30 protein-coding genes and 1 pseudogene are annotated in these 24,723 nt (G+C 57.9%); 23 read left to right on the top strand and 8 right to left on the bottom strand.

The window, feature by feature from the left end; translation table 11 throughout:
• Nucleotides 1–59: 59 nt before the first annotated feature.
• Entirely contained in the window at nt 60–629 is a 570-nt protein-coding gene (locus AC6CHO_RS02240; RefSeq protein ID WP_498213433.1) for an OmpA family protein, read from the bottom strand.
• Nucleotides 626–1,213 carry a hypothetical protein gene (locus tag AC6CHO_RS02235; RefSeq protein ID WP_498213431.1) on the bottom strand — a complete coding sequence of 196 codons (588 nt, stop codon included), beginning with the start codon at nt 1,211–1,213 and terminating at the stop codon, nt 626–628. The genes AC6CHO_RS02240 and AC6CHO_RS02235 overlap by 4 nt, the downstream gene beginning before the upstream one ends.
• Nucleotides 1,214–1,899: 686 nt before the next feature.
• On the opposite strand from AC6CHO_RS02235, the gene rplN reads away from it, so the two are divergent.
• From rplN to rplQ, 18 genes and pseudogenes are all read left to right on the top strand, one after another.
• Nucleotides 1,900–2,271: a 50S ribosomal protein L14 gene (rplN, locus tag AC6CHO_RS02230; RefSeq protein ID WP_022874126.1), complete on the top strand. Its 372-nt coding sequence runs from the start codon at nt 1,900–1,902 to the stop codon at nt 2,269–2,271.
• Between the two features lie 2 nt (nt 2,272–2,273).
• Complete coding sequence (gene rplX, locus AC6CHO_RS02225) at nt 2,274–2,618, top strand: 50S ribosomal protein L24 (RefSeq protein ID WP_060702212.1); 345 nt, start codon at nt 2,274–2,276, stop codon at nt 2,616–2,618.
• Complete coding sequence (rplE, locus tag AC6CHO_RS02220) at nt 2,618–3,187, top strand: 50S ribosomal protein L5 (protein ID WP_060702211.1); 570 nt, start codon at nt 2,618–2,620, stop codon at nt 3,185–3,187. Before rplX ends, rplE begins: the two co-directional genes overlap by 1 nt.
• A gap of 57 nt (nt 3,188–3,244) precedes the next feature.
• Nucleotides 3,245–3,643 (top strand): 30S ribosomal protein S8, encoded by a 399-nt coding sequence (gene rpsH, locus AC6CHO_RS02215; protein ID WP_013349671.1) that lies wholly within the window; start codon nt 3,245–3,247, stop codon nt 3,641–3,643.
• A gap of 20 nt (nt 3,644–3,663) precedes the next feature.
• Nucleotides 3,664–4,200, top strand: a complete 537-nt coding sequence (gene rplF / locus AC6CHO_RS02210; protein ID WP_444662721.1) for a 50S ribosomal protein L6 — start codon at nt 3,664–3,666, stop codon at nt 4,198–4,200.
• A gap of 2 nt (nt 4,201–4,202) precedes the next feature.
• Nucleotides 4,203–4,574: a 50S ribosomal protein L18 gene (rplR, locus tag AC6CHO_RS02205; protein WP_060702209.1), complete on the top strand. Its 372-nt coding sequence runs from the start codon at nt 4,203–4,205 to the stop codon at nt 4,572–4,574.
• Nucleotides 4,575–4,603: 29 nt separating this feature from the next.
• Complete coding sequence (gene rpsE / locus AC6CHO_RS02200; RefSeq protein ID WP_171918424.1) at nt 4,604–5,281, top strand: 30S ribosomal protein S5; 678 nt, start codon at nt 4,604–4,606, stop codon at nt 5,279–5,281.
• Between the two features lie 3 nt (nt 5,282–5,284).
• Nucleotides 5,285–5,491: a 50S ribosomal protein L30 gene (gene rpmD, locus AC6CHO_RS02195; protein ID WP_022874120.1), complete on the top strand. Its 207-nt coding sequence runs from the start codon at nt 5,285–5,287 to the stop codon at nt 5,489–5,491.
• Nucleotides 5,492–5,493: 2 nt separating this feature from the next.
• Complete coding sequence (rplO, locus tag AC6CHO_RS02190) at nt 5,494–5,946, top strand: 50S ribosomal protein L15 (RefSeq protein ID WP_058254881.1); 453 nt, start codon at nt 5,494–5,496, stop codon at nt 5,944–5,946.
• A gap of 255 nt (nt 5,947–6,201) precedes the next feature.
• The gene (gene secY, locus AC6CHO_RS02185) at nt 6,202–7,506 is read left to right on the top strand and encodes a preprotein translocase subunit SecY (RefSeq protein WP_498213786.1); all 1,305 of its coding nucleotides are present in this window, start codon (nt 6,202–6,204) and stop codon (nt 7,504–7,506) included.
• Nucleotides 7,503–8,075 carry an adenylate kinase gene (locus AC6CHO_RS02180; protein WP_060702206.1) on the top strand — a complete coding sequence of 191 codons (573 nt, stop codon included), beginning with the start codon at nt 7,503–7,505 and terminating at the stop codon, nt 8,073–8,075. The genes secY and AC6CHO_RS02180 overlap by 4 nt, the downstream gene beginning before the upstream one ends.
• Nucleotides 8,076–8,196: 121 nt before the next feature.
• Nucleotides 8,197–9,030, top strand: a complete 834-nt coding sequence (map, locus tag AC6CHO_RS02175; protein WP_060702205.1) for a type I methionyl aminopeptidase — start codon at nt 8,197–8,199, stop codon at nt 9,028–9,030.
• Between the two features lie 228 nt (nt 9,031–9,258).
• A complete protein-coding gene (gene infA, locus AC6CHO_RS02170) occupies nt 9,259–9,480 on the top strand; it encodes a translation initiation factor IF-1 (protein WP_013349662.1) in 222 nt (73 codons plus the stop codon).
• Nucleotides 9,481–9,607: 127 nt separating this feature from the next.
• A complete protein-coding gene (gene rpmJ / locus AC6CHO_RS02165) occupies nt 9,608–9,721 on the top strand; it encodes a 50S ribosomal protein L36 (protein WP_071894985.1) in 114 nt (37 codons plus the stop codon).
• A gap of 148 nt (nt 9,722–9,869) precedes the next feature.
• Nucleotides 9,870–10,244: a 30S ribosomal protein S13 gene (gene rpsM / locus AC6CHO_RS02160; RefSeq protein ID WP_022874115.1), complete on the top strand. Its 375-nt coding sequence runs from the start codon at nt 9,870–9,872 to the stop codon at nt 10,242–10,244.
• A 43-nt stretch (nt 10,245–10,287) separates the two neighbouring features.
• A complete protein-coding gene (gene rpsK / locus AC6CHO_RS02155; protein WP_022874114.1) occupies nt 10,288–10,689 on the top strand; it encodes a 30S ribosomal protein S11 in 402 nt (133 codons plus the stop codon).
• 166 nt (nt 10,690–10,855) lie between these two features.
• Nucleotides 10,856–11,857: a DNA-directed RNA polymerase subunit alpha gene (locus AC6CHO_RS02150; protein WP_060702204.1), complete on the top strand. Its 1,002-nt coding sequence runs from the start codon at nt 10,856–10,858 to the stop codon at nt 11,855–11,857.
• 83 nt (nt 11,858–11,940) lie between these two features.
• A pseudogene (rplQ, locus tag AC6CHO_RS02145) lies at nt 11,941–12,402 on the top strand (50S ribosomal protein L17); the annotation flags it as partial.
• A 130-nt stretch (nt 12,403–12,532) separates the two neighbouring features.
• On the opposite strand, the gene AC6CHO_RS02140 reads toward rplQ, so the two are convergent.
• Nucleotides 12,533–12,973, bottom strand: coding sequence for a hypothetical protein (locus AC6CHO_RS02140; protein WP_444662726.1), 441 nt, complete (start codon nt 12,971–12,973; stop codon nt 12,533–12,535).
• 458 nt (nt 12,974–13,431) lie between these two features.
• The gene (locus AC6CHO_RS02135) at nt 13,432–13,872 is read right to left on the bottom strand and encodes a hypothetical protein (RefSeq protein WP_498213424.1); all 441 of its coding nucleotides are present in this window, start codon (nt 13,870–13,872) and stop codon (nt 13,432–13,434) included.
• 284 nt (nt 13,873–14,156) lie between these two features.
• Here AC6CHO_RS02135 and truA point away from each other — a divergent pair, with 284 nt between their 5' ends.
• The 5 genes from truA to AC6CHO_RS02110 all read left to right on the top strand — a co-directional run bounded on the left by truA (nt 14,157) and on the right by AC6CHO_RS02110 (nt 19,436).
• Complete coding sequence (gene truA / locus AC6CHO_RS02130; RefSeq protein ID WP_444662729.1) at nt 14,157–15,092, top strand: tRNA pseudouridine(38-40) synthase TruA; 936 nt, start codon at nt 14,157–14,159, stop codon at nt 15,090–15,092.
• 325 nt (nt 15,093–15,417) lie between these two features.
• Nucleotides 15,418–15,861 (top strand): 50S ribosomal protein L13, encoded by a 444-nt coding sequence (gene rplM / locus AC6CHO_RS02125; RefSeq protein WP_022874108.1) that lies wholly within the window; start codon nt 15,418–15,420, stop codon nt 15,859–15,861.
• Between the two features lie 38 nt (nt 15,862–15,899).
• Nucleotides 15,900–16,400, top strand: a complete 501-nt coding sequence (gene rpsI, locus AC6CHO_RS02120) for a 30S ribosomal protein S9 (RefSeq protein ID WP_060702200.1) — start codon at nt 15,900–15,902, stop codon at nt 16,398–16,400.
• Nucleotides 16,401–16,571: 171 nt separating this feature from the next.
• Nucleotides 16,572–17,918, top strand: a complete 1,347-nt coding sequence (glmM, locus tag AC6CHO_RS02115) for a phosphoglucosamine mutase (RefSeq protein WP_444662731.1) — start codon at nt 16,572–16,574, stop codon at nt 17,916–17,918.
• 147 nt (nt 17,919–18,065) lie between these two features.
• Nucleotides 18,066–19,436, top strand: a complete 1,371-nt coding sequence (locus AC6CHO_RS02110; protein ID WP_444662733.1) for a UDP-glucose dehydrogenase family protein — start codon at nt 18,066–18,068, stop codon at nt 19,434–19,436.
• Between the two features lie 67 nt (nt 19,437–19,503).
• Here the strand turns inward: AC6CHO_RS02110 and AC6CHO_RS02105 are convergent, their stop codons facing one another.
• The 4 genes from AC6CHO_RS02105 to AC6CHO_RS02090 all read right to left on the bottom strand — a co-directional run bounded on the left by AC6CHO_RS02105 (nt 19,504) and on the right by AC6CHO_RS02090 (nt 24,684).
• Nucleotides 19,504–21,030, bottom strand: coding sequence for an NAD(P)H-hydrate dehydratase (locus tag AC6CHO_RS02105; protein WP_498213422.1), 1,527 nt, complete (start codon nt 21,028–21,030; stop codon nt 19,504–19,506).
• A gap of 79 nt (nt 21,031–21,109) precedes the next feature.
• Complete coding sequence (locus AC6CHO_RS02100; RefSeq protein WP_444662737.1) at nt 21,110–21,460, bottom strand: holo-ACP synthase; 351 nt, start codon at nt 21,458–21,460, stop codon at nt 21,110–21,112.
• A gap of 126 nt (nt 21,461–21,586) precedes the next feature.
• Entirely contained in the window at nt 21,587–22,726 is a 1,140-nt protein-coding gene (locus AC6CHO_RS02095) for a mannitol-1-phosphate 5-dehydrogenase (RefSeq protein WP_498213421.1), read from the bottom strand.
• Nucleotides 22,723–24,684 carry a PTS mannitol transporter subunit IICBA gene (locus tag AC6CHO_RS02090; RefSeq protein WP_498213420.1) on the bottom strand — a complete coding sequence of 654 codons (1,962 nt, stop codon included), beginning with the start codon at nt 24,682–24,684 and terminating at the stop codon, nt 22,723–22,725. The genes AC6CHO_RS02095 and AC6CHO_RS02090 overlap by 4 nt, the downstream gene beginning before the upstream one ends.
• Nucleotides 24,685–24,723 lie beyond the last annotated feature (39 nt).

Genomic DNA, 24,723 nt, shown 5'->3' with positions numbered 1-24,723 from the left:
CCCGCAGACATGGCCCACCGAGCGGTGAATATCCGCGCGAAATAGGAAGCACAAAATTGCTAGCCGGCGTAAATGATTTCCACTCGACGATTAGCGGCGTAGGTCGACAGATCTTTCGGGTCTTCTCGAACCGCTGGTTGGGTATCGGCGAACCCCTTGACCTTTGCGTTCAGGTCGGGACGGGCTTTCTTGAGCATCGCGGCGACAGCCTTGGCCCTGTCGGTGGAGAGAGTCTTGTTATCCTTCGCGCCATGAACGGAGTCCGTATGGCCATTAACTTGGACGTCTGCGCCTTTGGGTATCTTGGAAACCAATGACTCCAACTTGGCAGAAGCTGTGGCTGGAAGCTTCGAACTATCTGGAGTGAAAAGGATGTCGGCTGCCAGGGTAATGGTAGTTTCCCCGTCCTTCTCCTGAACCTGTTCAACAGCCTTCACGGATCCGGTGAGATCCCAGGCGAGGACACTTGTACCCGGGTCCCAAACGAGCACGGACTTCGCAATAAGCTCGCTTGAAGGTTCGGGCAGTTCCTGCGCATTCGTTGCGGTTGCCTGTGCAGCTGGCAACTGGCACCCGAGGCAGGCCAGCAAAACCCCGGCTCCTATGAGCCGAACTGGTAGTGCTTTCATCGTGTCACCGGTACGTCAGTGAACTCCGCCATCGAATCGATTACACGGATATCAAAGCTTTCATTGCCGTCCTCGGGAGCGGCATAAACTCCCCACCAAATAACGGGCTCATGATTTGAGGTTGAAGTTCGGACGGAATCTGCGGCCCAAGTTCGGCCCACATCCGAAATGACACTATATTCCTTGAGGTTTTCCCGATCAACGAGAGTCGTGCGTGGCGAGGAATTCCCGAACATGTCGTAGATCGAGATGGCTGCGGAGTCACCGGCAGAGGCAAAATCAGGAGTGAGCACGTACTGGAGGGTCATGGTTTTGCCCTCAACTTTCAGAGACTGGATGCCCACCGTGACTTTGTCGTCTTTATGTCCAGGGACGGTGAATTCCTTGGTGGCAATGACGTTTGAGGTATCAACAGGAGCAGTGGGTGTTTCCGATTCCCCGGACGGCGACTGCGTCGTTGCAGAGGCTGAGGTTCCTTCGGTGGAAGAGGCATTGGATGGGGCCTCATCGGTGGATGAGGTGCAACCTGTTAGGGCGGAGAGCGCAAGAATGCCTGCAGTGCACAGGGCCAATGATCGTTTCATCGTGAACTCCGATAGTCGTGGATTTGATGTCCAGCGATCAAGGCGCCGAGGCATCGGGGGTGGATGAGTGCTTATCCTCCCCTAAAATCCAACAAATTACTATATTGAGACGGGTACTTGACTCGGTGGAATTGCATAGCCCGGTCTTGTTTGCCGATTGCCGATTGCCGATTGCCGATTGGCGACGCTGTGTATTCGAGGGCAGCGAGTGCCAGCAAATACGTGCCGGCTGCTCACGGCATTGATGGAAGAAAAATCTTCCTGGAACATCGAGTCCGCGGTAATCTCGTGGCCCAAAGCCAGCCGGGCAATTTGGAGCTACGTGAATCCTTGAGTTCCGTGGTGCCGGAGCCCCGTAAAGCCGGGGAAGTGCGCGTCGGTTCATGTGACGAACGACGCCTTCTTTCCGCATACCACACCATTTCGGTTTTGTGCCACTCTGCGCTAGACTTAAGAATCTGTGCGCATTGTGTTCGGGGACTATCCACCTCCGAAACTATGCGGTGCGGTCTAAATCAGTTTAGACGCACAAGTGCAGCCTCGATATTTTACGCCTCGGCCCTGCCGCCAATTGGGATCAGCATTCGGTGCGCCCGCGTCGGTGGGGGTAAGCGATACGTATCGTGGAGACCATATCCGTTCCGCAAGGCTCGTTCAGAGAACCAGCGAGACGACAGGAGTAAGAAGTGATTCAGCAGGAGTCGCGACTTAAGGTTGCCGATAACACCGGTGCTAAGGAAATCCTTACCATTCGTGTTCTTGGTGGCTCGAAGCGTCGCTACGCAAGCATTGGCGACACCATTGTCGCTACCGTCAAGGATGCAATTCCTGGCGGCAACGTGAAGAAGGGTGACGTCGTCAAGGCAGTCATCGTTCGCACTAAGAAGGAAATCCGTCGCGCAGACGGTTCCTACATCAAGTTCGACGAGAACGCTGCAGTTATCCTCAAGGGTGACGCTGCAGATCCTCGTGGTACTCGTATTTTCGGCCCAGTGGGCCGCGAGCTTCGTGACAAGAAGTTCATGAAGATCGTTTCCCTGGCTCCGGAGGTGCTGTAACCATGGGCGCAAAGATCAAGAAGGGTGACCTGGTTCAGGTCATCTCAGGCAAGGAACGTGGCAAGCAGGGCAAGGTCCTGAAGGTCATCACCGAGTCCTCCCGCGTGCTGGTTGAAGGCGTAAACCGCGTCACCAAGCACACCAAGGCTGGTCAGACCGAATCCGGTTCGACCACTGGCGGCATCGAGGTTGTCGAGGCTCCATTGCACGTATCGAACGTTGCTGTGGTTGACCCAGAAACCAAGAAGCCAACCCGCGTCGGCTTCCGCGAGGAAACCGTAGAAAAGAACGGCGTGTCCAAGACTGTACGCGTTCGTTTCGCCAAGGCTTCCGGAAAGGATCTGTAATGACTGAAGCAGCCACCAAGATCCAGCCACGTCTGAAGGCAAAGTACAACGCAGAGATCCGCCCTGCCATGCAGGAGCAGTTCAACTACGCAAACCCAATGCAGGTACCATCCCTGACCAAGGTTGTAGTTAACATGGGTGTCGGCGAAGCTGCCAAGGACTCGAAGCTTATCGAAGGCGCAGTTCGCGACCTGACCGCTATTACCGGTCAGAAGCCAGTGATCACCCGTGCCCGCAAGTCCATCGCACAGTTCAAGCTGCGCGAAGGCATGCCAATCGGTACGCACACCACCTTGCGCAACGACCGCATGTGGGAATTCGTTGATCGCTTGATCACCCTGGCACTGCCTCGTATCCGCGACTTCCGCGGCCTGAGCGACCGCCAGTTCGATGGCAATGGCAACTACACTTTCGGTCTGACCGAACAGTCGATGTTCCATGAAATCGATCAGGACAAGATCGATCGCGTGCGCGGTATGGACATCACTGTGGTGACCACCGCCAAGACTGATGACGAAGGCCGTGCCTTGCTTAAGGCTCTGGGCTTCCCATTCAAGACCAACAACTAATCTCACTACGTTACAGGTCCGCTAAGGAAACCGTAACGAGGAAGGGCTGAAGCCCACATGTCTATGACAGATCCAGTCGCAGATATGCTGACTCGTCTGCGTAACGCTAACTCGGCATACCACGACACTGTGTCGATGCCGTCGAGCAAGCTCAAGGTACGCATTGCAAACATCCTGAAGGAACAGGGCTACATTGCCTCGTTCGAGGAAGTTGCAGCAGAAGTCGGCAAGACTCTGACTATCACTTTGAAGTACGGCCCATCGCGCGAGCGTTCGATCGCTGGCGTGCGCCGTATCTCCAAGCCAGGTCTTCGCGTATACGCAAAGTCCACCAACCTGCCTCACGTGCTCGGTGGTCTTGGCATCGCGATCCTGTCCACCTCCTCCGGTCTGCTTACTGACCGTCAGGCTGCAAAGAAGGGCGTGGGTGGGGAAGTCCTCGCCTACGTCTGGTAACGGGAAGGGAGAAACATACAATGTCACGTATTGGACGTCTTCCGATCACCGTTCCTGCCAACGTTGAATTGAACATCGACGGCCAGCAGGTCGCCGTTAAGGGCCCGAAGGGTGAACTTTCGATCACCGTTTCGGCTCCAATCACCGTTTCCAAGGACGAGAACACTGTTACCGTTGTTCGCCCGAACGATTCCCGCGAGTCTCGTTCGCTGCACGGTCTGACCCGCACCCTGATCAACAACATGATCATCGGTGTGACCGAGGGTTACGAGAAGAAGCTCGAAATCCACGGAACCGGTTACCGCGTACAGGCCAAGGGCGCTGACCTGGAGCTCGCTCTGGGTTACTCGCACCCAGTGAAGGTTACTGCCGTTGACGGCATCACCTTCTCGGTCGAGGGCAACAACAAGATCACCGTTGCTGGTATTGATAAGCAGCACGTCGGTGAAGTTGCCGCCAACATCCGCAAGCTGCGTAAGACCGAGCCTTACAAGGGCAAGGGTATCCGTTACGCTGGCGAGATCATCCGCCGCAAGGTCGGAAAGGCTGGTAAGTAATCATGGCTATCGGAATCAAGGGCAAGAGCAAGTCCGCTCAGCGCGGTCGTCGTCACCAGCGTTTGCGCAAGCACATCGTTGGTACCACCGTTCGTCCACGCCTGGTTGTCAACCGCTCGGCTCGTCACATCTTCGTACAGATCGTAGACGACTCGCAGGGCATCACCCTGGCCAGCGCTTCGACCATGGAAGCCGAGCTTCGTGCAAGCGAAGCCGACAAGACCGCCAAGGCTAAGCAGATTGGCGAGCTCGTTGCAGAGCGCGCCAAGGCAGCTGGCATCGAAGCAGTAGTCTTCGACCGCGGCGGCAACAAGTACCACGGTCGCGTGGCTGCTGTTGCTGACGGCGCACGTGAAGGTGGGCTGGCACTGTGAGCGAAGCTACTAACAAGAAGGAAACTCAGGTGTCTGAAGCTACTGAAGCAGTCGAGACTGCATCGGCTCCCGCTACCGAGAACGCTGGATCCCGTCGCGGCGAAGGCCGCGGTCGTGGTGAAGGTCGTGGACGTGGCGAAGGCCGCGGCCGTGGCCGTGACCAGAAGGATAACCGCAACGAAGACAAGGACAAGTTCCTTGAGCGCGTTGTAGCTATCAACCGCGTCTCCAAGGTCGTCAAGGGTGGTCGTCGCTTCAGCTTCACCGCACTTGTCGTTGTTGGTGACGGCAACGGTCTGGTAGGCGTTGGCTACGGTAAGGCCAAGGAAGTTCCTGCAGCTATCGCCAAGGGCGTTGAAGAAGCCAAGAAGTCCTTCTTCCGCGTTCCACGCGTTGGCACCACCATTCCACACCTGGTCAAGGGTGAGGCCGCCGCTGGCGTCGTCATGCTTCGTCCAGCTGCTCCTGGTACCGGTGTTATCGCCGGTGGTCCAGTGCGCGCCGTGTTGGAGTGCGCAGGCATCCACGACATCCTGTCGAAGTCGATGGGTTCTAGCAACCAGATCAACATCGTTCAGGGCACCATTGCTGCGCTGAAGGCTCTTGAAGAGCCAGCAGCTGTTGCAGCTCGCCGCGGTCTTCCGCTGGACGAAGTTGCACCAGCAGCAATGCTGCGTCACATCCAGAGCCAGAAGGCAGGTGCTTAATCAATGGCTAAGAACATTGTTCCAAGCGACGCCAAGCTGGAAATCACCCAGATCAAGTCCATCATCGGTGGTAACCAGTCCCAGCGCGACGTTGTTCGCTCGTTGGGCCTGAAGCGCATCGGACAGACCGTTGTCCGCTCCGCTGACCCTGTGACTGTTGGTATGGTCAACAAGGTCCCACACCTGTTGAAGGTTGAGGAGGCGAAGTAGAGATGGCTGAAGAAAAAGCACTGAAGATTCACCACCTGCGCCCAGCTGAGGGTGCAAAGACCGCCAAGACCCGCGTTGGTCGCGGTGAAGGTTCCAAGGGTAAGACCGCAGGTCGCGGTACCAAGGGTACCAAGGCTCGTTACCAGGTGAAGGCAGGTTTCGCAGGTGGTCAGCTTCCGCTGCACATGCGTCTGCCAAAGCTGCGCGGCTTCAAGAACCCATTCCGTGTCGAGTTCCAGGTTGTAAACCTGGACAAGATCTCGGAATTGTTCCCAGAAGGCGGCGAAGTCACCGTTGAGGCACTGGTTGCCAAGGGCGCTGTTCGCAAGAACCAGCCTGTCAAGGTACTGGGCACCGGCGAGATCACGGTCAAGGTTGACGTGAAGGTTGACGCCTTCTCGACTTCCGCATCCGAGAAGATCGCTGCTGCTGGCGGCTCGGCAAACACCCTCTAAACCAGGGTTTAGCCTTTGAATGGTCCCGGTTCGCGTCGAGTAATCGACGTGAACCGGGACCATTCTGCTATCGGCGAGAAATTTTCCAAGAACACCATCAATGCTTGGTTGATCAGGCCATAAACATTTCTGTCCATAAACATTTGCGTCTAATTCGTGTGGCGTATTTGGCAGGAGAGCACTGTGGACGGCTAGAATCGTTAGGTCATGGGAAGTATCTCTTCCTGGGCTCTAGCACATACTTCAGGAGGACGCTTGTTCAGCGCCATAGCCCGAGTTTTTCGGACGCCTGATCTGCGCAACAAGTTGCTGTTCACGCTTGGGATCATTGCGATCTATCGTGTCGGTGTATTCATTCCCGCTCCGGGCATTGACTACAGCAACGTTCAGCAGTGTCTGGCAATGGGTGAAACCACCGGTGGACTTTATTCGTTCGTGAACCTCTTCAGTGGCGGCGCCCTGTTGCAGGTCTCCATCTTTGCAATGGGAATCATGCCGTACATTACGGCATCCATCATTACCCAGCTGCTGCGTGTGGTGATCCCGCACTTCGAGACCTTGCACAAGGAAGGCCAAGCCGGGCAAGCCAAGCTGACGCAGTACACGCGTTACCTCACTATCGCCCTCGCGCTGCTGCAGGGCACCACGCTAGTGACCCTGGCCCGCACCGGAAGCCTCTTCCCGAGTTGCTCCCTCCCGCTGGTCCCGGATGACTCGCTGATCGTGATCCTGCTGATGGTCATCACCCTCACCGCAGGCACCGGCCTGATCATGTGGATGGGCGAGCTGATCACCGAACGCGGTATCGGCAACGGCATGTCCATTCTGATCTTCATCTCCATTGCTTCGGGCTTCCCGTCGGCAATGGGCGCGATCCTGCAGGCCCAGGGCGTCATGACCTTCATCGGCGTGCTGCTGATCGGCCTGCTGATCGTCGGGCTTGTGGTCTTCGTGGAACAGTCCCAGCGGCGCATCCCGGTCCAGTACGCAAAGCGCACCGTGGGCCGCCGCACCGTGGGCGGCACCTCCACCTACATCCCGCTGAAGCTGAATATGGCCAACGTGATCCCGGTGATCTTCGCCAGCTCCATCTTGGCCCTGCCACAGATGCTGGTGCAGTTCAACCAGAATGACGATGGCACCTTGCCGGCTTGGGCCATGTGGTTACAGGAGCACTCCTCGACCTCGTCGCCTTGGTACATGCTGGCCTACACGCTGATGATCATCGGCTTTGCCTACTTCTATGTTGCGATCACCTTCAACCCGGTTGAGGTTGCCGAGAACATGAAGAAGTACGGTGGATTCATTCCAGGCATTCGCGCTGGACGTCCAACCGCCGAATACCTCCAGTACGTGATTTCTCGAATTACCTTCCCGGGCGCGCTGTACCTCGCGTTCGTTGCGTTGATCCCACTGATTGCCTTCGTGCTGTTCAACGCCGATCAGAGCTTCCCATTTGGCGGAACATCGATCCTCATCATGGTTGGTGTGGGATTGGAAACCGTCAAGCAAATCAATGCTCAAATGCAGCAACGAAACTACGAAGGGCTACTGCGATGAGTCGACTGCTAATTATCGGACCTCCAGGTGCCGGCAAGGGCACCCAGGCCGTAAAGATCTCCGAGCGTTTGGACATTGTCGCCATCTCCACCGGCGACATCTTCCGTGCCAACGTCAAGGGCGGCACCCCGCTGGGAATCGAAGCGAGCAAGTACATTGACAATGGCGACTTTGTCCCCGATTCGGTAACCAACAACATGGTCGAGGATCGCCTGAACCAGGACGACGTGGCCCAGGGCTTCCTGCTCGATGGCTACCCGCGCACCAGCGCGCAGGTCGACGCGCTGGACGCCATGCTGGCCGGCAAGGGCATCGCCCTGGACGCTGTGCTGCAGCTGACCGCCGATGACGACGAGCTGGTTGCCCGATTGCTCAAGCGTGCAGAGATCGAAGGCCGCGCAGATGACACCGAAGAGGTCATCCGCCACCGCCTGGGCCTGTACAACGAAGAGACCCGGGTTGTCGTGGAGCGCTATGAGGAACGCGGCATCGTGCGCAAGGTCGACGGCCTTGGCGCGATTGACGAAGTAACCGAGCGCGTGCTGGCAGCGTTGAACGTCAACGCCTAGGCACCTCGAAGAACATCGCGCAGGGATCGTGCAGCAACAATGAAAGTTGCAGCGCGGTCCCTGCGCACTTTTGCACGGATCACTGCTTGCGCGGATCCACCACTGAGCTAGGGGAATCACATTGGCTTTTGGACAGCCGAAAATCGAGTACAAATCCAACTCCGAAATCCTGAAGATGCGCCAGGCTGGCTTGGTGCTGGCTGAAGCATTGGATGAAGCCGTTGCGATGGCTCGCCCCGGCGTGACCACCGAAGCGATCAACAAGGTCTTCGGGAAGGTGCTCGAACGCCACAACGCGACCAGCAACTTCCTGGGCTACCACGGTTTCCCGGCGAATATCTGTGCCTCGGTCAACCACGAAGTGGTCCACGGCTTCCCATCGGGCTACGAGCTGAAGGACGGCGACGTGCTGAAGATCGATGGCGGCGCCATCATCGACGGCTGGCACTCCGACTCGGCACGCACCGTGCTGGTGGGCAAGAACATCGACCCGGCCGATCAGCGCCTGAGCGAGATCACTGAGCAGGCCATGTGGGCCGGCATCGCTGCGGCCGCCAACGCGCGCTTCATCGGCCAGATCGGCGAAGCCATCGACGACTATGTCACTAGCCAGCCAGGCGCTGAGCTGGGCATACTGGAAGACTACTGCGGACACGGGATCGGCTCGGCCATGCACATGGCGCCCGATGTCCTGAATTACAACTCCGGGCACCGCGGTCCGCGCATCAAGCCGGGCATGGCGCTGGCCATCGAGCCGATGCTGGTGCGCGGCGGCATCGAGACCTCCGTGCTGGAGGACGACTGGACCGTGGTCACCAACGACAAGTCCAACGCCTCGCAGTGGGAGCACACCGTGGCATTCCACATGGGTGGCATCTGGGTGCTCTCCGCCCACGATGGGGGAGAGGCCGGGCTGGCTCCATTCGGAGTAGCCCCATCGCCGATCAAGGCGTGAGAATTAGCGGTTTTTTCTAGATCCAGTACGCCATAAGCTTGTGGCGTGCTGGATCTAACATTTTTAGATCAGTGAACGATTGGCACTGAACGCTTCAATGGCGTATCGTTGACTGTTGGTTCGTGAATTAAGTGTGCCCAAAATTCTATGTTTGGACATTACCGGTTCATGAGCCAGAACCAATTACTTGTTGGCGAAAATTGCCAACAAAAAAAGTTAGCGGGGAAAATGGGCAAGAAGGAAGGCGTCATCCAGGTAGAGGGCACCGTCTCAGAGGCACTGCCGAACGCGATGTTCCGCGTGGAGCTGCCGAATGGACACGTAGTGCTCGCCACTATCTCGGGTAAGATGCGTCAGCACTACATTCGAATCCTCCCAGAGGACCGAGTGCAGGTTGAAATGAGCCCATACGATCTCAACCGAGGTCGTATCGTTTACCGCTACAAGTAAATCTGCAGACTGAAAACTTTCTCAGCGACCGCGGTCACCGCAAGGTGATCTCGATCGCTGAATGATTGTTCTTGGACAAGCTTTTTACTGCTCCACATTTAACTGCAACCGCAAGAGGAGTAAACCCTTGAAGGTTAACCCTAGCGTGAAGCCGATCTGCGACAAGTGCAAGGTAATCCGCCGCAATGGTCGCGTCATGGTGATCTGCGAAAACCCACGCCACAAGCAGCGTCAGGGCTAATTCCGTTTTTACGGGATTCCCACGCGTAGTCAATTAGGCAGTATCAGCCAGGACTTTTGTCCTGGTGTACCCCCGGATTCGGAGGCCGGGGCCGTGAGAGATCACGGATGGTACTGCTCCAGACCTCCGTTCGTTGAAAGGTAGCCACTTGGCTCGTTTAGCAGGCGTGGATATTCCACGCGAGAAGCGCGTAATCATCGCGCTGACTTACATCTACGGCGTGGGCAAGACCCGTGCAGAAGAGACCATCGCAGCGACCGGTATCAACCCGGACACTCGCGTCAAGGATCTCACCGATGACCAGCTCGTGCAGCTGCGCGACTTCGTCGAAGGCACTTACAAGGTAGAAGGTGACCTGCGCCGTGAGGTTCAGGCTGACATCCGCCGTAAGGTAGAAATCGGATCCTACGAAGGTATTCGTCACCGTAAGGGCCTGCCGGTCCGCGGTCAGCGCACCAAGACCAACGCACGTACCCGCAAGGGCCCGAAGCGTACCGTCGCAGGTAAGAAGAAGACTCGCTAAATCTTAGCGATCTAACTCAAATACTTTTTTCGTAGGAGAAGAAATGCCCCCAAAGACTCGTGGAGCGGTACGTAAGCCGCGTCGCAAGGACAAAAAGAATATTGCGCAGGGACAGGCGCATATCAAGAGCACCTTCAACAACACCATCGTATCGATCACCGATCCGACTGGCGCTGTGATCTCGTGGGCTTCGGCCGGCGAGGTAGGCATGAAGGGCTCGCGCAAGTCGACCCCATACGCTGCCCAGATGGCTGCTGAAGCTGCTGCAAAGCGCGCTCAGGAGCACGGCATGCGCAAGGTTGACGTTTTCGTCAAGGGCCCGGGCTCGGGACGCGAAACCGCGATCCGTTCGCTGCAGGCTGCTGGCCTTGAGGTTGGATCCATCCAGGATGTTTCCCCAAGCGCTCACAACGGTTGCCGCCCATCAAAGCGTCGCCGCGTCTAATTGATTCGCTAGGCTAGGCCTAAGAAGTCACCGAAGCATTCACAGAATGCTCCGGTGGCTATCTTGGACTCATTCGCCTGCAAAAGACGAACGGCCACCTAAGGCTACCGTCGTTTCCACCCCCGTGAAGCGTCATATAGCGGACGCTCGCTGAAAGGAAATGTAAGTGCTCATTACGCAGCGCCCAACCCTGACCGAAGAAGTAGTTGCCGAAAACCGCTCCCGGTTCGTCATTGAACCACTGGAGCCAGGCTTTGGCTACACCCTGGGTAACTCGCTTCGCCGTACCCTGCTCTCCTCGATCCCTGGTGCCTCTGTCACCAGTGTTCGAATTGACGGAGTACTGCACGAGTTCACCACCGTAGCCGGTGTCAAGGAAGATGTCACCGAACTGGTCTTGAACATCAAGAACCTGTCGGTTTCTTCCGAGCACGACGAGCCAGTCGTTGCCTACCTGCGCAAGCAGGGCCCGGGCATCGTTACTGCAGCGGACATCACCCCGCCAGCCGGTGTGGAGTTCCACAACCCTGATCTGCATATTGCAACCTTGAACGCCAACGGCAAGTTCGATATGGAACTGACCATTGAGCGTGGCCGTGGCTATGTGTCTGCCGCTCAGAACAAGAACATCGATGGCGAGATCGGCCGCATCCCTGTGGATTCGATCTACTCCCCAGTTCTGAAGGTGACTTTCCGCGTGGAAGCCACCCGTGTTGAGCAGCGCACCGACTTCGATCGCCTGATCGTTGACGTGGAGACCAAGGAATCGATCGCCCCGCGCGATGCCGTGGCATCCGCAGGTACCACCCTGGTTGAGCTGTTCGGCTTGTTCCGCGAACTGAACACCGCAGCTGAAGGTATCGAAATCGGTCCATCGCCAACGGACGCAGCCATGGCTGCCGACATGGCACTGCCGATCGAGGATCTGGAACTGACCGTTCGTTCGTACAACTGCTTGAAGCGTGAGGGCATCCACTCTGTGGGTGAACTCGTTACCCGCTCCGAGGCTGACTTGATGGACATCCGCAACTTCGGTGCAAAGTCCATTGACGAAGTCAAGGCCAAGCTGGTTGAACTGGGTCTGGCCCTGAAGGATTCCCCTCCAGGATTTGATCTGGCCGCTCGTAGCGCCCTCGAAGATGGCGACGAATACGACGAAGGTCTGTAAAGACCCGCGTCTAGCGACACACTACTTCATCCGCTGGCACGAGAAGATCGTGCCGGACGGGTTATTCATCTAGGAGAACCACAATGCCTACCCCTACCAAGGGTCCGCGTCTCGGCGGCAGTGCAGCACATGAGCGACTGATTTTCGCTAACATGTCGGCACAGCTCTTCGAGAACAAGAAGATCACCACCACCCTGACCCGCGCCAAGCGTCTGCGTCCACACGCAGAGCGCCTGATCACCTTCGCTAAGCGCGGAGACCTGGCATCGCGTCGTCGCGTTCAGGCTGTCATCGCTTCGCGTTCGCGCACCAACAAGTCGATCGTTCACGAGCTGTTCGAGAACATCGCACCAGCAATGGCAAACCGCGAGGGTGGCTACACCCGCATCACCAAGATCGGCAACCGCAAGGGCGACAACGCTCCTATGGCTGTTATCGAGCTCGTGATGGAGCCAGTTTCGCCAAAGCAGGCCGTCGTCAAGGAAGCCACCAAGGCTGCCGAGAAGGCTGCTGAAGCACCTGAGGCAGAGGCCACCGAAGAGGCATAAGCCCCCTTCGAGCTGAAGCTCGCACCCCCAGGGGTGATAAAAAGATTCCCGTTGGATCCGAAAGGAAACAACGGGAATCTTTTTTTGCTTTAATCAGCAGGAACCGGGGGAGCAGAACGCTGGAGGCCTAGCTGAAGCTCTCCATATCCGGGCAGGCCTCATCCAGATAGGCCGTGGCTTCTGCCGCGTCGTCGGTATCCAGCGCCGAGATCTTTTCAGAGATCTCAGTGACGTTCTCCTTGGTGCCCTGTGCCATGAGCTTGGAGATTTCCTGACTCTGCTGCGAGGCAGCGGTCAAGGCATCAACAAGTTTCTTGTCCTTGGTCTTGGACGCCGCGTCCACCAGGATCGCATCGAATTCGTCCATGATCTTCGCGTAGTCCTTGGTCTCACCGGCGATGAGCTGCTCGCTGAGATCGTCCGCCTTGTGCAGCAAGTCTTTTTCAGCAACCTGGTCATTGATGTAAGAACAGGTCTCTTCGGTCTTCAGCTTTCCCGAGGAGCAACCGGTGATAGCCGTAGCGGCCAGCGTCAGCACTGCGGCGCTAGCAGCAACCTTCTTGAGCATGTAATTCCTTGCCTTGGGATGATCGAGTGACTGCGGGCATTGAAAGCCTTGTCAACATTGTTTTAAGCCTACACAAGCGACGTCGATATGTTGGTCCGGCGACAAGGCAACATGCAGGCTCAAGCATCCGTTGGCGCGAATGAATAGCAACCGATGCGGCCACAACAGACCTTTATAAGCGAAGCGCTTTTGCTATGTTCCTTTTTAGCCTTCCGTCGTAAGATCAGCCGGTCTTGGACGACAACAGCGGTTCATCGATTAACGGGCATGTCTTAAGAAGAGTAAACGAGGCGGTGTTGCCGCTGGCCTGATGCAGGCCGCTCCAGGCGATAAGGCGGTGTCCGGTGGGAAGGGCATAGCTAAATCAAAGTACAGGAGAGGCTCTTCACGAATTGAACCAGTTCAGTGTATAGCCACCGAATTTTTTGGGGGCCGTGCTTTTTCATGCAGCGTAGTCGCTATTGGCCCAATTCCGCGAGGCTTGGACACGCCGTACTCACATAGGCCATTGTCTTGGAATCTTCTGCGGTGCTGAGGCCCTGAACCTTTGACGACTTTTCCATCAATGTCAGATCATTGTCGGTCATGAGTTCAATCATTTGGTTGTTCTGATCGATAGAGGCTTGCAGAGCTTCTGCCAATTTCTCATCTTCGGTTTTGTCTGATGCCTCTTGCAAGAAGGCAGTAACCTCAGCCATCTTTGCCTTAAAACCGTCGCCGTCGCCATCGAGCATATCTTGTACGGCACTATCAGTTGTCTCTGCGAGGCTCAATTCTTTAGCCTTGTCAGTGAGCAAAGTGCAGGTTTCTTCAGTGGAGAGTTTTCCTGACGAGCAACCGGTCAGGGCTGAGAGTCCAAGTGCAACAACGGCTGTCGTCACGCCAATTTTCTTGAGCATATGTTCCTCATGTAGTGATGATGGGCCCCAATGGATATGATCCAAGTTGGCAATTGACCTTTACTCTACATGCGGAAAATATCGTTGTCGTAGGCGTTACAGTATGAAGCTCGTTGCATAACCAAGCCGGCCGATCGCAAACTACGCACGTAGAGCATGATCCATGGAGGAGTCCAGAAACGCTGGAATCCATGTGATGAGCGAGTATCGCTGCAGGTTGTTGGGCGTCGCGCGTATCGGTGCCAATTGGATCTAGATGCATGAGAACACGCATAATTGAGGGTATGAGCACGCAGCCTGACAGCCTCGATCCAATGGGAACTTCCGCAGTAGGAAGCACCGAAACCCCCGCATGGATCCGCATGCAGATGGTGCTCGGCTACGACGGTGCCGCCTACAACGGCTGGGCGCGCCAGCCCAATGTCATCGGCGTGCAGCAGCTCGTGGAAGAGGCACTGGAAATGCTGGTGCGCCGCAGGGTGCGCGTTGTTGTTGCAGGCCGCACCGATGCCGGTGTGCACGCGCGCCGACAGGTAGTGCATTTCGATTTGACGCAGGATGAATATGACAGCCTGCCGCGCAAGGCCTCGCTGGAACCTGGCCCAGCTTTGGTGCGCCGAATCAATGGCATCCTTGGCCGCCAGGACGGAGCCGTCTGGGTCCACGAAGCTCTGCGCGCTCCCGAAGGCTTTGATGCCCGCTTCTCGGCGTTGGCCCGCCGGTACTCCTACCGCATTGCCGATGGCCAGCACCGCTGGGATCCGCTCACCCGGCATCTGACTACATGGCACCGCGAAGAGCTGGACGTTGAAGCCATGAACCGCGAAGCGCAGAGTGTGTTGGGGCGCCACGACTTCTTGACCTACTGCAAGCCACGTCCTCATGCGACGACCATTCGTACATTGCAGGAGTTCAGCTTCACCCGTGGTGCTGATGGGCTGATCCTCGCTCATTTGAGAGCCGATGCTTTCTGCCACAATATGGTCCGCGCTCTCATTGGGGCGGCCATGATGGTGGGTGATGGGCGTGAGAAGCCTGGATTCCTGGCGGCTCGGCTGGAGCAGATGGTGCGCGATTCCAAGACCAAGCTCTCGCATCCGCGGGCGCTTGTTCTCGAAGAGGTCTACTATCCAGACGCCGGCGAGCTTGCCGCCCGGGCTTTGCAGACGCGAGCTCGGCGCAGCGAAGATGAAGCTGGAGAAGCATCGGCCCAGGCTTGAGCGGCCGATAATCCCCGGGATCTTAAGGGTGTTGTTGCTCACGACGCAGATGCTTTTTTGGCCGGAAACACTTTAATCCGCTAAACTTTTATGAGTTGTGTATGTCCACGTTCGACACTACACGCCCAAGCGTGACGGCTTAGTTGCATAGTCGCTGGTCTGCTGGGTGTGCGAACAACATATGGACGGCCGGTTATCATCAGTCCTCACCTGACGTACTGGTCTAAACACAAGAACAACACGACAGTGCCTGTCACTGGGGGATCTCACCGCCTTCAGCCAAGCGACTGTTTGACCAGAAACGAATCAACGTAAGGCAATTACTGTGCGTACGTACACCCCAAAGCCGGCTGACCAGACTCGTCAGTGGTATGTCATTGACGCCACCGATGTAGTACTCGGCCGTCTCGCCGTCCAGGCCGCAACCCTGCTGCGCGGCAAGCACAAGCCAACCTTCGCTGCACACATGGACATGGGCGACCATGTCATCATCATCAACGCAGAAAAGGTTGCACTGACCGGTAAGAAGCTTGAGAACAAGCGCGCTTACCGCCACTCCGGTTTCCCAGGTGGCTTGAAGAGCATCAACTATGCAGATCTGCTGGAGAAGAACCCAGTTCTGGCTGTTGAGAAGGCTATCAAGGGCATGCTGCCTAAGAACAAGCTGTCTGCTGCTCAGCTCTCGAAGCTGAAGGTATACCGCGGCGCCGAGCACCCACACGCTGCTCAGTCGCCAAAGGCACTGGAAATCACCCAGGTCGCTCAGTAGTCCTGGCCCCGAGAAGAAATACTTAATAGGAGATTATCGTGGCTCAGAACGCTGAAGAAACCACTGAATTCGAAGGCGAGACCCCTTCGACTTACACCACCGAGACCTCTGCTTCGGCCGTAGTTGCCGAAACCGAGCGCGCTCCGCTGACCGTTCCAGGTGCAGCAGTTGGCCGTCGCAAGCAGGCTATCGCCCGCGTTCGCCTGGTACCAGGTACCGGCAAGTGGACCGTTAACGGTCGCACCCTGGAGAACTTCTTCCCTAACAAGCTGCACCAGCAGGACGTCAACGAGCCTTTCAAGATCCTTGGTCTTGAGGGTGCTTACGACGTTATCGCTCGTATCAACGGTGGCGGCATTTCCGGCCAGGCCGGTGCACTGCGTTTGGGTATCGCTCGCTCGCTGAACGAGATCGATCGCGATGCAAACCGCGCAACCCTGAAGAAGGCTGGCTACTTGACTCGTGACGCACGCGTCATCGAGCGCAAGAAGGCTGGTCTGAAGAAGGCACGTAAGGCTTCGCAGTTCTCGAAGCGCTAAACCTTACTTCAAGGTCTTTTCCGGAGGCTCCAACATCCCGCAAGGGAAGTTGGGGCCTTTGGTCCATTAACGGTGGCATTCTCGGGGTCGATAATAATCTTCTCCCATTCCACACCCGTCGCATCTCTTCAACGAAGATAAATCGAAGCAGAGGGCATATGATTGGAAACGATGGCAAGATTATTTGGGACCGATGGGGTCCGAGGAAAAGCAAACGAACTGTTAACTCCCGAGTTGGCGCTGGAGCTGGCGCAGGCAGCATCCGTGGTGCTGGGCTTGAGCCAACCTGAAGACGGGCACAAGCCTGTTGCGGTGGTGGCAAAAGATCCGCGTATCAGCGGTGACTTCCTCTCCGCAGCAATTGAGGCCGGCCTCGCCGCCTCAGGTGTGGACGTCATGGACGCAGGCACGCTGCCAACTCCCGCAGCAGCCTTCCTGGTAGGGGACCTGGACGCTGATTTCGGTGTCATGATCTCCGCGTCGCACAACGCAGCTCCGGATAACGGAATCAAGTTCTTGGCCCGCGGTGGCAAGAAGCTCGATGACTCTTTGGAAGACGCCATTGAAGCGTGCCTGAAAATGCCCAAGCCCCGCCCAACCGGTGGCGAAGTGGGCCGCGTCGCACGTTTCGCCGACGCTGAAGACCGCTACGTCATGCACCTGCTGCAGGCGCTGCCTAACCGCATCGACGGTTTGAAGGTCGTTCTGGATTGCGCCCACGGTGCAGCTTCGGGCTGCTCACCAGAAGTATTCAAGGCTGCAGGCGCCGATGTCATCGTCATTGGCGCAGACCCAGATGGCATCAACATCAATGATGGCTATGGATCCACCCACTTGGCGAAGCTGCAGGCTGCCGTGTTGGAGCACCAAGCTGATCTGGGCATCGCCCACGACGGTGACGCAGACCGTTGCCTCGCGGTAGACCACGAAGGCTCCATTGTCGATGGCGACCAGATCATGGCTATCATGGCGCTGGACATGAAAGACCGCGGTGAGCTGAAGGATGACACGCTTGTTGCCACCGTGATGAGCAACCTCGGCTTGAATCTGGCCATGGAAGCTGCAGGGATCACGTTGAAGCAGACTGGTGTGGGGGATCGCTACGTACTTGAAGGAATGCACGAAGGAAACTACTCGCTTGGCGGCGAGCAGTCAGGCCACGTGATTTTCTCCAAGCACGCAACCACCGGTGACGGCGTTCTGACCGGCCTGATGATCGCAGCCCGGGTGAAGGCCACCGGCAAAACCTTGAAGGAACTAGCCTCGGTGCTGACAGTCCTGCCGCAGGTGCTGATCAACGTCCGTGGCGTGGACAAGGCTGCGGCACCGGATTGCGAGCCGCTGCAGCGGGATATCGCTGCCGCGGAAGCCCGTTTGGGTTCCACCGGCCGCGTGCTCTTGCGTCCATCGGGCACCGAGCCAGTGGTTCGCGTCATGGTTGAAGCGGCTACGCATGACCAGGCCCAGGCTGAAGCCGAGACACTGAGCGCCTCGGTCAAGGAACACCTTTCCCTGTAGTTCAGCGGGCGTTCGGCAACTAGTACGGAAATATCAAGAAAACTCACACCCCCGCAGGGTGTTCTGCATAAGAACAGCCTGCGGGGGTGTGGCATGCTAACAAGTAGAAACAGACATCGGTTCGTGTTCTCGGAGAGAAGGACTTTCGTGACTCTACGCATCAGCGTGATCGGCACCGGCTACCTCGGTGCAACCCATGCCGCCTGCATGGCCGAATTGGGCTATGAAGTCATCGGCGTCGATGTGGATAAGGCCAAGCTCGATGCGCTGGCCGCCGGCGTGCTGCCCTTCCATGAACCAGGCCTGCCGGAACTGCTGCGCAAACATGTTTCCTCCGGACGCCTGCGATTCACCGACGACTATGCCGATGTAGCGGCCAACGCGGACATCCATTTCATTACCGTGGGTACGCCCCAGCGTGCTGATTCGCAGTCAGCAGACATGTCTTACGTAGACGGGGCTGTCGACTCGCTGCTTGAGCACATCACCTCGGAAGCGTTGATTGTCGGCAAGTCGACCGTGCCGGTGGGCACCGCCCGCCGGTTGAGCGAAAAAATTGCTCAAGATGCCAAGCCCGGAAGCTCCATTGCGCTGGCATGGAATCCTGAATTCTTGCGTGAAGGTTTCGCGGTGAACGATACGCTGCGGCCTGACCGCCTGGTCTATGGCCTTGAAGGCGAGCGCGGCCTTGAGCTGCTGCGCGAAGTGTACGCACCGGTGCTGGCCCAGGAAATCCCTGAAATCGTCACCGACCTTGAGACCGCGGAGCTGGTCAAGGTGGCCGCCAATGCGTTCCTGGCGACCAAGATTTCTTTCATCAATGCCTTTGCCGAGGTGACTGAAACCGTGGGCGGCGACATCAAGACCCTGGCCGACGCCATTGGCCACGATAAGCGCATTGGCCGTCGTTTCCTGAACGCCGGAGTGGGCTTTGGCGGTGGATGCCTGCCGAAGGACATTCGCGCCCTCCAAGCGCGCGTGAGCGAGCTCGGGCTGACCCAGACCATGAACTTCCTCTCCGAGGTTGACCAGATCAACCTGCGCCGTCGAGACCGCGTTGTTTCGCTGGCTGAAAATATGCTGGGCAATGTGCTGGCTGGCAAGCATATTTGCGTCCTCGGAGTCACGTTCAAGCCCAACAGTGATGACGTGCGCGATTCCCCTGCATTGGACATCGCGGTACGCCTGTATAACGCTGGCGCCGAAGTCTCGGTCTATGACCCTGAGGGCAATGCCAATGCCGCAGGCCGCTTCCCGCGTTTGAACTACGTGGATTCGCATCAGGAAGCTGCCCGCAACGCAGACCTGACCTTGGTGCTGACCGAGTGGCAGGAATTCCGCGATCTGGATCCGCAACAGCTGGGTGAAGTCGTGGCATCGAAGATGCTCATCGACGGCCGCAACGTGCTGGACCGTCCGGCCTGGCGCGAGCAGGGCTGGGTCATGACCGGTCCAGGCGAGTATTTCGAGCTCAACAGCAACAACGTTGCAACCGGGCCGGTTCCGGTTCAGTCCTAGCGCTACGTGGATAGCAAAAATGCGGTTGTCGAAAGACAACCGCATTTTTGCCTCTTGGCGTCGACGCCTAGAAGCCGAAGTGCTTCATGACCTTTGGCAGGTTATCGATCAGGCGCGAAGCGCTGACCGTTCCATCTTCTGCAGTCATTCGTCCAAGGTGGCCGTGGATGATCGCAGCACAGGCAGAGAGTTCCATGATGCGACGGTTAGGCACGGTTCGCATGCCCTGCGTACCGGTCAGGGATCCGTCGGAAAGCAGGTAGCCGAGGATGCCCGTGAGCACGTCGCCGCTGCCGGCTGTGGCCAACTGAGGCGACGAGTGGGTTACCACGAGGCTGCTGCCATTCGGGGCGACGATGTAGTTGGTCGGACCCTTCAGAAGGACAACTGCGTTGTAGGCCAAGGCAGCCCAGCGGGTCCACCGGATCGGATCCTGGGCAATCTCGTCGGGAGTCACCTTGACGCCGGCGCGGCCCAGCAGCATCCGCAGTTCCTTGGCATGCGGGGTCAGGACGCGTGGTTGTTCGCTGGGGCCAGTTGGAACGACTTCCAGGCCAGAAGCGTCAATGACCGCTGGCTGGCGGCTGGCGAACACTTCGGCAATGACACCAGTTGGGGGAGTCCGTCCGTCAAGGCCGGGACCGATGGCCCAGGCCGAGATCTTGGCACCCTTGCCATGCAGGTGGCGACGCGAGGAAGAGAGTGCTTCCTTGATCTGCTGATCATCCAGCGGGACGGATTCCGGAACCGAGACGGCAACCAATGGGCGCACGGAGTCCGGAACATGAGTACGCAGCAAGCCGACACCGCAGTTCACGGCCGCCTTGGCTGTCAGCTGGGCAGCACCAGGATAGAGGTCAGAGCCTGCGATCAGGCCCAAGACTCCGCGCTGGTATTTGTGGCGTCCAGCGTCGCGCCACGAACGGTGCTCGTCCAGAAGTTCTTGCGCAGCAGACTCATCGACCAGCTGGGTTTCGGGTGCCACTGCAGAAAAATCAAATCCAAGACCAGCAATGGAGATTTCCCCGGTGACCAGTGGTGCATCAACGGTCAGCAGCCCCGACTTCATGGCACCAAAGGTCACGGTGCGCTCGGCGCGCAACACGTTGTCTTCAGCGACCCCGGTATCCGGGTGCAACCCCGAGGGTACGTCGCAAGCAAGCACGCGGCTGTGTGCAGGAAGTGTCGGCAGTGGGGAACCAGCGCGGTACCCCAAGCCGTACAGCGCGTCGATGATCAGTGAAGCATTAGCCAGTTCACTTTGACCATCAGAATAATCAGTCAGTGTTCCGCCAGCGTTCTGGTACGCTGTGGCGGCCTCGGCATGTACGTGGTCCCCGAACTGTAAGGCGAGCGTGGAGATTCCTTGCTCCTGGAGCTGAGCCAGTGCATAAAGGCCATCTCCACCGTTATTGCCGGGTCCAATCAGGGCGATAACAAAGGCAGGTTCCGTGCCTGGTTTTTCGGCCAGCATGGTGGCTGCCGTTGAAGCCAATGCGGCGGCGGCTTGCTTCATCAGGCTCGCTTCGCCGCGCTTGGAAATCTCCTGGGCCTCAACCGCACGAATCTGCGCAACACTGTAGACAGGGATCATAATTCAAACAATACTCAAGGCGGTCGTCTGAATCCTTATTTAATGCCAATCGTGTCGTTATTCTTTTGTTCTGGAAGTGTTAGCTTTCGGCAATGACCATGGCGATGGCCATGTCGCCATCGTGTGACATGGTCAGATGCCATGAAGTGATTCCCCGCTGTTCGCTGGCTTTGGCGACGGATCCGGTGTTGTGGATTTGTGGATCCCCGGCTTCATCTTTGCGGATGGTGCAGTCTTGCCAGTTCATCCCAGCGGGTCCGCCAAGCGCTTTGGCGATGGCTTCCTTGGCTGCAAAGCGGGCGGCCAGCGAGCGCAGAGGCAGGTCGCGTTCTTCTTCCGTGAAGAGGCGTTCTCTCAGGCGCGGGGTCTTTTCGAGTTGTCGGCCAAAACGGGGCACGTCGACAATGTCCACTCCGATACCTGCAATCATGGATTCCATTATATCGGCCGCCATCTGGGCGAAATGCCTGGATGGTTCTCGGATACAAAATCGCGGGGTTCCGCGTTGCCCCATGGCAACGCGGAACCCCGCGAGTTTGCACAAACCCTGCTGCTGCTAGACGGCTTCAGCGATGAGCGAGCTGACCTGCGCGAAGAGCGGATGCTCTGGCTCTAGTCCGGTGATCGAGGCGGTGGCCTCATCAGGGGACTGGCTTGCCAGGATCTGGTGCAGGGTCACGGCCTCTTCATCTCCTGGTGCGTTGAACTGCAGAGCCGCGGCAATGGCTAGAGCCAAGGCAGAGGTTGGCATTCCGCGTTCAGCCAGGTCCGCAGCTGGGCCGATGAATCGTTCATGGCGGCTGAGCTTGCGCATTGGCGCACGGCCCACGCGGCCCACGGTGTCAGGCAGGTGCGGGTTGGTGAAGCGGGTCAGGATCTTCTGCACATAGGCTTCCTGCGCTACTGGATCCAGTCCGTGCTTGGTCACCAGCAGCGCCTTGGTCTCCTGCAGGACTGCATTCACCTTTTGCGAGATCTGCTCATCATCCATCGCATCAGAGATCTTCTCAATTCCCGCTACGGCGCCGAAGTACGCTGCGCTGGCATGTCCCGTATTCACGGTGAACAGCTTGCGTTCAATGTACGGCAGCAATTCATCAACGAAGGTTGCCCCGGGGATCACTGGCTCGTTGCCATTGAAGGGGGTGCGGTCGATGACCCACTCGTAGAAGGTCTCAACGGTGACATCCAGGTTCTGCCCTGGTGCCTGTGCCGGGACAATGCGATCCACCGCGGTGTTGGCGAAGATGGCGCGGGAGGCCAGTTCCTGCTCCGTGCCCTCCCATGCTCCCTGGATTTCCTGCTGCAGGATATCGGTGGCATTGATGGCATTCTCGCAGGCCATCACGTGCAACGGAGCCAACTGGGCTGGGCGCTGGGCCAGGGCCTGTGCGATAGCTGGGGCGACGAACTTCAGAATGTGCGGGCCCACCGCGGTGGTCACCAGGTCCGCCGTGGCGATCTGTTCGATGACCTCGGCCTGCTGGGAACCGGAATTCAGGGCGCTGAAGCCGGTGACGACCTTGTCCTGTCCTTGCTGTCCAACTTCATGCACGGTGTAGCTCTCGGCAGCGGCAAGGCTGTCGATGAGCTCTGCAGCTACGTCAGCGAAGACGATCTCATAGCCGGCTTCGTGCAGCAGCAAGCCAACGAAGCCCCGGCCGATGTTTCCCGCTCCAAAATGTACGGCTTTCACTTGGTGTTGACCTTTCCGAATAGATCAAGGATTTCCTCGACGGAGGTGGCCTGCTCCAACTGGGCGACCTGGTCCTTGTTGGTGAAGATCTTGGCAATGGAGGCCAGGATCTTCAGATGTTCATTGTTCAAGCCCGCAACACCCACGACAAACTTCACGTCCTTGCCGCCCCAGTCGATGCCTTCCGGGTAGCGGACCACGGCGACGGCCGAGTGGTTGATATGCTCCTTGGCGTCATTGGTGCCGTGCGGGATGGCCAAGAAGTTGCCCATGTAGGTGGACACCGAGGTCTCGCGTTCGTGCATGGCCAACACGTAGTCCGCGTCCACGGAACCACGCTGCATCAGCAACTGTCCTACCTCGTCGATGGCTGCATCGCGCTCGGTCGCGGTGCCCTGGAGCACCACGCCATCAGCCGCCAGAACCTCGTGGGCTGGCTGGGCTTCGGCATTCACGTACTCGGAGGCTGCGTCCGCAGCAGCGGGAGCCGCCGGGACGGTTTCGGCAGACGCGGCATCGGCTGGGACAGTGTTGCTCGTGCGCACCAGCTCAACTATTTCGTCATAGCGAGGGCTGTTCATGAAGTTGTCCACCGAGACGTGCGTGGCACTTCCGGTCTTCGGCTTGGCGCGATCCGTGAGGTCCTGATGCGTCACCACGATGTCGTAGGTGTCGGTCAGGTTGGCAATGGCCGAGTTGGTGACCTTGATGTCGCCAAAGCCGGCGTCCTTGATCTTGTTGCGCAGTACCGAAGCGCCCATGGCACTCGAGCCCATGCCTGCATCGCAAGCAAAAACGACGGTGCGGATTGGACCGGAGGTGGCGGCCGCGGAAACCAAAGCAGAAGCTACCGAGCTCTTCTTGCCCTTCATGGCCTCCATCTTCGAGGTGGCTTCCCCCAGCTCGTCGCCTTCGGTGTTCTTGCTCAGCTTCAGGATCAGCCCTGCAACGACAAAGGAAACGATGGTGGCAAAGAGCACCGAGAGAGTGACGCCAAGATAGCTATCCGAGGAAGCCGCGGCGAATACGGCCAAGATGCTGCCGGGAGCCGCAGGCGATCGCAGGCCGGCACCAGTCACGACCAGGGTGAAGACGCCGGTCATGCCGCCGAGGATCGGAGCCAGAACGATTACTGGCTTCATCAGCACGTAAGGGAAGTAGATTTCGTGGATACCGCCGACGAACTGGATCAGCGCGGCACCGGGAGCCGAGGCGCGGGCCATGCCGCGTCCGAAGACCGTGTAGGCCAGCAGCAGTCCGAGACCCGGGCCGGGGTTGGACTCGAGCAGGAACAGCATCGACTTGCCGGCGTTCAAGGATTCCTCGGTGCCCAGCGGGGTGAGGATGCCGTGGTTGATGGCGTTGTTCAGGAACAGGATCTTGGCCGGCTCGATCAGGATGCTGGTCAGCGGCAGCAGGCCATGCTGGACCAGGAAATCAACTGCGGTGGCTGCGCCCTGGCTGAAGGCCTTGACGGCTGGGCCCACGAGCAGCATGCCGATGATGGCCATGATGGCGGCAACAATACCCGCCGAGAAGTTGTTCACCAGCATCTCGAAGCCGGGCTTGATGCGGCCTTCCCACAGCGCATCCAGCTTCTTCATGACCCAAGCCGCCAGCGGGCCCATGATCATCGCGCCAATGAACATCGGGATATCGGTTCCCACGATCACGCCCATGGTTGCCGCGGCGCCGACAACGCCGCCGCGCAAGCCGTAGATGGCATGTCCGCCGGTATAGCCGATGAGCAACGGCAACAGGAAGGTGATCATCGGGCTCACCAGCAGTGCCAGCTTCTCGTTTGGCAGGAAGCCGTCCGGGATGAACAGGGCTGTTATCAGGCCCCAGGCGATGAATGCGCCGATATTGGGCATGATCATGCCCGAGAGGAAGGTGCCGAACTTCTGGACACCGACTCTCAAGCCGGCGCGTGGTTTTTCAACCGTTTCTGTTTCCATGACTAATCCTAAGAATTCGCCCGTGGGCGGGTAGTAGAT

The organism is Glutamicibacter sp. GQ173 (genome assembly GCF_059759215.1).
Note: the sequence above shows the minus strand (reverse complement) of the source record. Positions and strands in the feature narration are given on the sequence as shown.